The organism is Ilumatobacter nonamiensis YM16-303 (assembly GCF_000350145.1).
Lineage (GTDB): Bacteria > Actinomycetota > Acidimicrobiia > Acidimicrobiales > Ilumatobacteraceae > Ilumatobacter_A > Ilumatobacter_A nonamiensis.
This window is the reverse complement of record NZ_BAOL01000164.1, coordinates 1-8,953: the sequence shown is the minus strand read 5'-3', so window position 1 is coordinate 8,953 and position 8,953 is coordinate 1. Positions and strand designations below refer to the sequence as shown.

The 8,953-nt window shown below is 66.8% G+C and carries 9 protein-coding genes; 3 read left to right on the top strand and 6 right to left on the bottom strand.

Annotated features, from left to right (window positions below):
- The 4 genes from ON45_RS14535 to mbhE form a co-directional block, all read right to left on the bottom strand.
- Nucleotides 1-772, bottom strand: a 772-nt coding sequence (locus ON45_RS14535; RefSeq protein ID WP_040494720.1) for a proton-conducting transporter transmembrane domain-containing protein, incomplete at its 3' end; no start/stop codon positions are given.
- The gene (locus tag ON45_RS14530; RefSeq protein WP_040494719.1) at nucleotides 769-1,197 is read right to left on the bottom strand and encodes a Na(+)/H(+) antiporter subunit C; all 429 of its coding nucleotides are present in this window, start codon (nucleotides 1,195-1,197) and stop codon (nucleotides 769-771) included. The genes ON45_RS14530 and ON45_RS14535, both read right to left, overlap by 4 nt.
- Complete coding sequence (locus tag ON45_RS14525; RefSeq protein ID WP_040494718.1) at nucleotides 1,194-1,736, bottom strand: MnhB domain-containing protein; 543 nt, start codon at nucleotides 1,734-1,736, stop codon at nucleotides 1,194-1,196. The genes ON45_RS14530 and ON45_RS14525 overlap by 4 nt, the downstream gene beginning before the upstream one ends.
- Entirely contained in the window at nucleotides 1,733-4,135 is a 2,403-nt protein-coding gene (gene mbhE, locus ON45_RS14520; RefSeq protein ID WP_051063108.1) for a hydrogen gas-evolving membrane-bound hydrogenase subunit E, read from the bottom strand. The genes ON45_RS14525 and mbhE overlap by 4 nt, the downstream gene beginning before the upstream one ends.
- 110 nt (nucleotides 4,136-4,245) lie before the next feature.
- Between mbhE and ON45_RS14515 the strand changes: the two genes are divergently transcribed.
- From ON45_RS14515 to ON45_RS14505, 3 genes are all read left to right on the top strand, one after another.
- Nucleotides 4,246-5,112 (top strand): 3-hydroxyacyl-CoA dehydrogenase family protein, encoded by an 867-nt coding sequence (locus tag ON45_RS14515; RefSeq protein WP_040494717.1) that lies wholly within the window; start codon nucleotides 4,246-4,248, stop codon nucleotides 5,110-5,112.
- A gap of 66 nt (nucleotides 5,113-5,178) precedes the next feature.
- Nucleotides 5,179-5,892: a leucyl/phenylalanyl-tRNA--protein transferase gene (gene aat / locus ON45_RS14510; RefSeq protein ID WP_051063110.1), complete on the top strand. Its 714-nt coding sequence runs from the start codon at nucleotides 5,179-5,181 to the stop codon at nucleotides 5,890-5,892.
- A 66-nt stretch (nucleotides 5,893-5,958) separates the two neighbouring features.
- Nucleotides 5,959-7,941, top strand: coding sequence for an ethylmalonyl-CoA mutase (locus ON45_RS14505; protein WP_051063109.1), 1,983 nt, complete (start codon nucleotides 5,959-5,961; stop codon nucleotides 7,939-7,941).
- 34 nt (nucleotides 7,942-7,975) lie between these two features.
- Here ON45_RS14505 and ON45_RS14500 read toward each other — a convergent pair whose 3' ends face one another.
- Nucleotides 7,976-8,668 (bottom strand): hypothetical protein, encoded by a 693-nt coding sequence (locus ON45_RS14500; RefSeq protein WP_051063107.1) that lies wholly within the window; start codon nucleotides 8,666-8,668, stop codon nucleotides 7,976-7,978.
- An 82-nt stretch (nucleotides 8,669-8,750) separates the two neighbouring features.
- Nucleotides 8,751-8,953 (bottom strand): LysM peptidoglycan-binding domain-containing protein (locus ON45_RS14495; RefSeq protein WP_040494716.1); only part of this gene is annotated, 203 nt, incomplete at its 5' end.

The window sequence follows — 8,953 nt, the reverse complement described above, 5'->3', positions numbered from 1 at the left end:
GGATGATCGCGTAGACGCCGACCTTGGTGAGCAGGCCGGCGAAGATCGCGGTGACCGGGCCCGGCGCGGTCGGGTAGCTGTCGGGCAACCAGAAGAACAAGGGGAACAGCCCCGCCTTGATCCCGAACACCAGGATCAGCATCAGCGAGAAACCGGTTCGCACATTCGGCGACAACTCCGGGATGCGCTCGGCCAGGTCGGCCATGTTGACCGTGCCGGTCGAGGCATACAGCAACGCGAGTGCCGTGATGAACAGCGCCGAGGCGACCAGGCTGATCACGACGTAGGTCATCCCGCTGCGGACTTGATCGGCGCGGCCGCCGAGGGTCAGCAGCACGTAGCTCGCGGCGAGCATCATCTCGAACGCGACGAACAGGTTGAACATGTCGCCGGTGATGAAACTCGCGGACACGCCCGCGGCGAGCACGAGATAGATCGGTTCGAATCCGACGTGATGGTCCTCCACACCGTGCTGTCCGATCGCGTAGATCAAGACGATCAGCAGCATCAGCGACGAGGTCACGAGCATGATCGCCGAGAGTCGATCGACGACGTACGTGATGCCGAGCGGTGCGGCCCAACCGCCCGCATCCATCTTGACGACGCCGTGCTCGTCTGCCTCGATCAACAACGCGACCGAGACGCCGACCGTGGCAGACAGCGCAGACAGCGCGATCACCCGTTGGGCGATCAGGAACCGCCCGAAGATGATCGTCAGCGCCGCCGCGAACAGCGGAATCACGATCGGCAGGGGAACCAACTCGCTGTTCACGATTCGTCGTCCCCGGCCGAGTCGGTCGCATGCGCTCGATCGGCGGCCTCGACGTCGGCGACATCGCTGTCCTGCCGACGCTTCGACGCGATCAAGCGGTCCTCGAGATCATCGGCGACGACGTCGTCGTGCGTCAGCTGCCAGCTGCGATAGGCCATCGCCAACAGGAACGCCGTGACGCCGAAGGTGATCACGATCGCCGTCAGCGCGAGCGCCTGTGGAAGCGGATCCGCGAAGTTCTCCGGGTCGCCCTTGCCGATGACGGGCGGGATCCCGCCGCCTCCGCCCGACGTGATCAGCAGGATGTTCGTCCCGTGGCCGATCAATCCGATGCCGATGATGATCCGAGTGAGTCGTCGCTGCAGGAGCAGCCACGTCCCGAGGCCGAACAGCACTGCGGCAGTGAACGCGAGGAGCACGCTCATGTCGCGCCCTCGTCATCGGGTAGCCAGAACCTCGCTGGGGAGTGTTGCGACAACGGGCGGTACTCCTCGCCGATCGACATCGCCGGCTCGGTCGGTGCCTCGATCATCTCCATCTCGTGCTCACGGTCGTCACCGAACGCCTCGAAGATCATCAACACGAGGCCGATGACCACGAGGTAGACGCCGATGTCGAAGGCGAGTGCCGACGTGACCTTGACGTCGTGCAGCAGGGGCGGGTGCAGCTTGAGGGTGCCGTGTTCGAGGATGTCTCCGCCGAGCAGCATCGGGAAGATCGCGGTCCCGACCGCGATCGCCAGCCCCAGACCGAGGATCGTCCACGGCTCCAGGCGGAACGACCGGCGGACGGCATCGACTCCGCTGGTGACGTAGCGCAGGGAGATTCCCGCCGACGCGGCGAGTCCACCGACGAACCCACCACCCGGCTGATTGTGTCCGGAGAACAGGAAGTACAGCGACAGCACGATGATCGACGGGTACAGGAGCCGCACCGAGACGTCGAGGATCAATGACCGCTTCATGCGACGGTCTCCTCGGTCCGCTCGAGGTCGGCGGGCTCGGTCTCGTCCTCGTCGGGTCGACGACTGCCACGCGCCAACGCGACCGCGCCGACCGCGGCGACGACGAGCACGGTGATCTCGCCCATCGTGTCGACGCCGCGGAAGTCGACGAGGATGACGTTGACGACGTTCTTGCCATCGCCGTCGGGCAGCGACCGTTCGACCATCTCGGTGGAAATCGACTCCTCGGCCACGTCCTCGCGCGCGTTGGTCGACACGATCGCGAACACGAAGATCGCCGCTCCCACGAGGACCGAGACCAGCAGCCGGATCGGTCGGATGACGGCGGGGGCCAGGTCGATGAATCGAGTCGGAAGGAACCGCAGCACGAGCACGAACAACACGGTGCCGAGCGTTTCGATCGCGAACTGCGTGAGCGCGAGGTCGGGTGCTCCCTGCGCCTCGTACAGGGCCGCCATCGCGAACCCGACGGCACTCAGCATCACGATCGCCGCGATGCGGCGGTGGACGAGCGCGGCTCCGAGCGCGGAGCCGATGATGATCGCGACGATCGGGATCTGCAGCGGGTTCTCCACGAACTGCGGGAGTTCGTCGAGTTCGCCGAGCATCGGGACCACCGGCACGAGCACTGCGGTCCCGATGATCACGAGCAGGTACACGGGCAACGAACCGTTCTGCACGATCCGCGTGACGCGGCGCGCGACGGCGTCGATGCCGCGGATGGTCCCACCGAACGCCTGGTCCGTCGACGGCAGGCGCCGCAACGGTTGGGACGCCGCGGTCTGAACGGCGGCGACCCGTCGGCGGAACACGGCCAGCACCGTGCCGACGCCGATGATCAGCAGCGACAGCATGAACGCCGTGTTGAACCCGGACCACAACTTGACCGGCGACGGCGTCGAGTTCGGGTCGATCGCCAGCAGGGCGGCCTCGGTGAGGTTGCTGATCAGGGCGGGGAAGACCCCGGCCACGACGGTGAAGACGGTGAGCACCACGATCGGTCCGACGAACACCGGGGCGGGCGCCGGCGCGGTGCGGCTGCGGATCTCGCAGTCGTCCTGGCCGTGGACTCCGAACACGCCGAGCACGAACCGAGCGGAGTAGGCGAACGTCAGGATCGATCCGACCACGATGACGATGAGGGTCACGTTGGCACCGGCGAAATCGCCGTACTCGACGTAGGTGTCGAGCGCCTTCTCCTTCGCGACGAATCCGAGCAGCGGCGGGAGTCCGGCCATCGACGCGGCACCGATCACGGCCATCACCTTCACCGGCATCCACCCGGCGCCGAAGCCGTGGAGCTCGCGGATGTGACGCGTTCCGACTTGGTGGTCGATGACGCCGACGAGCATGAACAGCGTCGCCTTGAACGCTCCGTGGGCGAGCAGCAGCACGATCCCCGCCTGGGCGATCTTGTACTCGCCGGGGCCGAACAACAGCATCATGAAGCCGAGCTGGCTGACCGTCCCGTACGCGAGCAGGAGCTTGAGATCCCGCTGGCGCATCGCGCGCAGACCTCCGATGATCATCGTCACGCTGCCGACCACGAGCACGAGGACCCGCCACTGCCCGGTCGCGGCCACGATCGGGGCGAGCCGTGCGACGAGGTAGACGCCTGCCTTGACCATCGTCGCGGAGTGCAGGTACGCGCTGATCGGAGTGGGGGCGACCATCGCACTCGGCAGCCAGCTCCCGAACGGAGCCTGCGCGGACTTCGTGAACGCCCCGAGCAGGATGCAGATCAACCCCGCGGCGACGGCTCCACCCGACGGCGGCGAATCGATCATCTCCGACAGTCGGTACGTCCCGGCGCTCTGGCCGATGATGATCAGGCCGAGCAGCAGGGCGAGTCCGCCGGCCCCGGTGATGAAGATCGCCTGGAGCGCCGCGGCGCGCGCCCGGGGATTGCGGTCGTCGTTGCCGATCAGCAGGTAGCTCGTGATCGACGTCAGCTCCCAGGCGATGAACAAGGCGATCAGATGATCGGCCCAGACGACGCCGAGCATGGCCGCGGCGAAGAACGTCATCAGTCCCGCGAGTCGGCTCTGGCCGGGCTCGATGTGTGCGAAGTAGCCGATCGCGTAGATGCAGACGAGGAGGCCGATCCCGGACACGAGCAGGGTCATCACGAGCGAGAACGCGTCGAATCGCAGCACCAGGTCGAGGTCGAGACCGCCGATCCACCCGACCGACTCGATGACGGGCGTTCCGGGCGTCGCGTGACCCTCGGCGTCCAGTGCGTTGGGATCGCCCACGACGCCCGACCACTGCGCGGCCGCCCACCCCAACGTGAGCAGCGGGGCGAGTGCTGCCACGGCAAATGCTCGACGACCGAATCGGTCACCGGTCAGCAGGATCGCCGTGCCGATCAACAGGTGGATGAGGAGCAGCACGAACATGGGCAGGGGAAGGGCACAATACGCGCTCCGAGGGGATCGAACCGCCTCCGGCCCCGGCGCGACTCCGCCAATTTTGGAGAAAGCTACCGACCGGTAACTAGCGTGGCGCCATGGACGAAACCTCCACAGACCACATCGTCACCGTCGGCGTGCTCGGCTCGGGAATCATGGGCGCGGGCCTCGTCGAGGTCGCGGCCCGTTCGGGTCGCACGGTCATCCTGCGCTCGCGGACCCAGGAGTCCGCCGACGCCGCGATCGCCAAACTGACCTCCGGCCTCGGGCGCCAGGTCGACAAGGGCCGGCTCGAGGCCGACGAGCGCGATGCGATCCTCGGTCGGATCACCGCGACCTCCGACCTGCACGCGCTCGCCGAGTGTGACCTCGTGGTCGAATCGGTCGTCGAGGACCTCGACGTCAAGAAAGAGCTGTTCGCCACGCTCGACGCGGTGGTCGAACCGCACGCGATCCTCGCCACGAACACCTCCACCCTCCCGGTCGTCGAGATCGCCATGGCGACGTCTCACCCCGACCGCGTGTGCGGCATCCACTTCTTCAACCCGGCTCCGATGATGAAACTCGTCGAAGTGATCCGGCCGCTCACCGCGTCGGACGACACCATCGCCACCGCACTCGCGTTCGCGTCGTCGTGTGGCAAGGACGCCGTGGAGGTCGTCGACCGCGCCGGGTTCATCGTCAACGCGCTGCTGTTCCCGTACCTCAACAACGCCGTGAAGATGTGGGAGCAGGGCACGGCCTCGATCGAGGACATCGACACGGCGATGCAGGGTGGCTGCAACTTCCCGATGGGTCCGTTCGCACTGCTCGACCTGGTCGGCCTCGACACCTCGCTCGCCATTCTCGACGCGCTGCACACCGAGTTCGGCGACCCGAACTTCATGGCGGCCACGTCGCTCAAGCGAATGGTCGCCGCCGGCCACCTCGGCCGCAAGACCGGGCGCGGCTTCCGCGCCTACTGACCGCGACCGCTGGGCTCAGGCACCAGCGGTCACGACGCACACCGATTCCGGCCACACTGGGTGTCGATGAACGAAGGCTCGCCGGTGGTTCCACCGCCATCACGGTTCGCGATGCCGAACCCGGTCGATGCCGATCCGGGGAACGACGTCATCGCGGTCGGAGCGGATCTCGAACCGGGCACGCTGCTGGCCGCGTATCGGACGGGGCTGTTCCCGATGCCGGTCGACCCCGGCCGACGCCGCAGCAAGATCGCGTGGTACTCCCCCGACCCGCGTGGGGTGCTCCCGCTCGACGGGCTCCACGTCAGCAGGTCGCTGCGCCGCAGCCGGAAGAGCTTCGAGACGCGTACCGACACCGCATTCGAGGAGGTGATGCGGGCATGCGCCGACCCGACGCGCGAGGGTCGCTGGATCACCGAGGAGTTCATCTCCGCCTACGGTCATCTCCACGACCTCGGCTGGGCCCACTCGTTCGAGGTCTATGCCGGCGACACGTTGGTCGGGGGGCTCTACGGGCTGAAGATCGGTCGCCTCTTCGCCGGTGAAGCGATGTTTCATCACGCGACGGACGCGTCGAAGGTCGCGCTCGTCGACACCGTCGAGAGGCTTCGGGCGACCGGAGTGACGCTGTTCGACGTGCAGTGGGCAACGCCGCACCTCGAGACGCTGGGCGTCGTCGAGATCCCCCGCACCGAGTACCTGCGTCGCCTCGCAGCTGCCACCGACGGCGTCGAGATCTCCGCCCACCGCGACGCCGACGACCGCGGGACGACGACGTGATCGATGACCATCGATCGCGTCGCTCGCGCGTTTGGTGAACGTCACGCCGCGGGCGAGACTTTCACGATGACCGACACGGCGAACGACACCGGAGTTTCCACCGGCACTCCCCGCGAGCGGGATCGTCCGTGGATGATGCGCACCTACTCCGGTCACTCGACCGCGGCCGCGTCGAACGAGCTGTATCGCATGAACCTCGCCAAGGGTCAGACCGGCCTGTCGATCGCGTTCGATCTTCCCACCCAGACCGGTTACGACCCCGACGATCCGATGTCGAAGGGTGAGGTCGGCAAGGTCGGGGTGCCGGTCGCACACCTCGGCCACATGCGCACACTGCTCGATCAGATCCCGTCCGGGCAGATGAACACGTCGATGACGATCAACGCGACCGCGGCATGGCTGCTGGCGCTGTACGTCGCCAACGCCGAGGAACAGGGCACGCCGTCGGAGGATCTGCGCGGGACCACGCAGAACGACATCGTCAAGGAATACCTGTCGCGCGGGACCTACATCTTCCCGCCCGCCGAGTCGCGTCGCCTGATCGTCGACATGGTCGCCTGGTGCGCCGAGAACGCTCCCAAGTGGAACCCGATGAACGTCTGCTCCTACCACCTGCAAGAGGTGGGAGCGACACCGGTGCAGGAGATCGCCTACTCCTTCGCGACGGCGATCGGCGTGCTCGACGCCGTCCGCGATTCGGGCCAGGTCAGCGACGACAAGTTCTCGCAGGTGTTCGGTTCGATCTCGTTCTTCGTCAACGCCGGCATCCGTTTCGTGGAGGAGATCTGCAAGCTGCGGGCGATGACCGAGATGTGGGCGGAGATCGGTCGCGAGCGCTACGGCGTGACCGACGAGAAGGCGTTGCGATTCCGGTACGGGGTCCAGGTCAACTCGCTCGGGCTCACCGAGGCGCAGCCCGAGAACAACGTGCAACGCATCGTGCTCGAGATGCTCGCGGTCACCTTGTCGAAGGATGCCCGAGCGCGCTCGGTCCAGTTGCCGGCGTGGAACGAGGCGCTCGGACTGCCGCGACCGTGGGATCAACAGTGGTCGTTGCGGATGCAGCAGGTGCTCGCCTTCGAGACCGACCTCCTCGAGTACGGCGACCTGTTCGAAGGCTCCGTGGTCGTCGAAGGTCGCACCGCTGATCTCAAGCGGGCTGCGCAGGCCGAGCTCGACGACGTGCTGGAGATGGGAGGCGCGTTCGAAGCGGTCGAGACCCTCAAGTCCCGCCTCGTGTCGTCGATGGCGTCACGGACGCGCAAGATCGAGTCGGGCGAGCAGAAGGTGATCGGCGTCAACGACTTCATCGAGACCGCCGACTCACCGCTCGGCGGCGAGAACAACATCATGAAGGTCGACCACGGCGTCGAACAGCAAGCGATCGACGAGATCGGACAGTGGCGGAGTGATCGAGACCAACCCGCGGTCGACGCGGCGCTCGAGGAGCTGCGTCGGGTCGCTGCCGACGGCGGCAACGTGATGCCACCGTCGATCGCTCTCGCGAAGGCCGGCGGGACCACCGGCGAGTGGGGCACCGTGATGCGCGAGGTCTTCGGTGAGTACCGGGCCCCGACCGGCGTCGGTGGGGCCACGGCATCGGCGACGGGGTTGGCCGAGGTTGCCGCCCACGTCAAGTCGATCGCCGGAGGACCCCCGAAATTCCTGGTCGCGAAGCCGGGGTTGGACGGCCACTCGTCCGGTGCCGAACAGATCGCGGTCGCGGCGCGCGACGCCGGGATGGAGGTCGTCTACTCGGGGATCCGGCTCACACCGGAACAGATCGCGGCGTCGGCGCGGGACGAGGATCCCGACGTGATCGGCCTGTCGATCCTGTCCGGATCACATCTCGAACTCGTTCCCGACGTCCTGGAACATCTCGAGACGATGGGCGTCGACATCCCGGTCGTCGTCGGCGGGATCATCCCCGAGGACGATCGCCCGCGACTCGCCTCGCTCGGCGTGGCACGGGTCTACACCCCGAAGGACTTCGAGATCGCCAAGATCATGCGCGACATCGCCGACCTCGCCGTCACCCACCGTTCGTAACGTGACCGCTGGGGTCCGGCACCAGCAATGACGGTCAGGCCGGAGTGTTCTCGGCGATGAAGGCGTCGAGGACGGGGCCGGACTCGAAGCTGGTGATCAGGGCGTAGCGCGGTGCATCGCCGTTGTGGACGACGACGTGCCACAGGCGCTGGGTGTCGACGACGAAGCGTGCGCCCTTGTGGAGCGGAACGCGGATCTCGGTGTCGGGATCCGGCAGACCGTTCTCGTCGTTGTCCATCAGGATCATGTAGCTGTCGGGGTTGTCGGTCAGCTCGACCCACGACCGCACGACCCAGCCCTCGTCGTCGGGATTGAACCGGTTGTTGTCGTCACGGTGGATGCTGCGGATCGCCGCCTCCCGGTCCTGCGGCTCGAGCTTGATCGTGCGCACACGACCGAAGTTCGCGCCCACACCGTCGACGTACTCACGGATCGACGGTGCAACCTCGGCGTTCGAGGTCCATTCGGCGTCCTTGTCGGTCTTGCCCTTGTCCCAGAACCCGCGGCAGTCGAGCTCGCCGTCCGCGGTGGCGATCGGCGCGAAGTTCGTGTCGCCGCCCGACTTCCAGTCCATGTACTCGAGCGCCAGGTACTCCGACTCGGGCACGTCGAACGGCGCATCGGTCAACACCGCGACGCCCGTTTCGGCGAGCACGTCGAGGCGCGGGTGCGAGGTGTCGAGCGGAATCGAGACGCTCCAGTGATCGGCGTTCGGCCAGAAACTCATGCGGTCGAGTCTATGAATGCACTCGAACGGCCACAGGGCAATTGGTCACATCCTCGATCGGGCGGTTGCCCGGTGCCGAGCGTCAGCCCTGGACGTTCGCGGGGATCTCGAGCACCTGGCCGGCCTGGATCGCGTCCGGGCTCTCGAGGCCGTTCAATTCGACGATCGCCTCGACGGTGACGCCACGCTCGGACGCGATCACCGCGAGGATGTCGCCTCGCTCCACGGTGTAGAACCGCTCCTGCGGAATCGTGGTCGTCGTCGTGGTGGTCGTGGTGGTGGTCT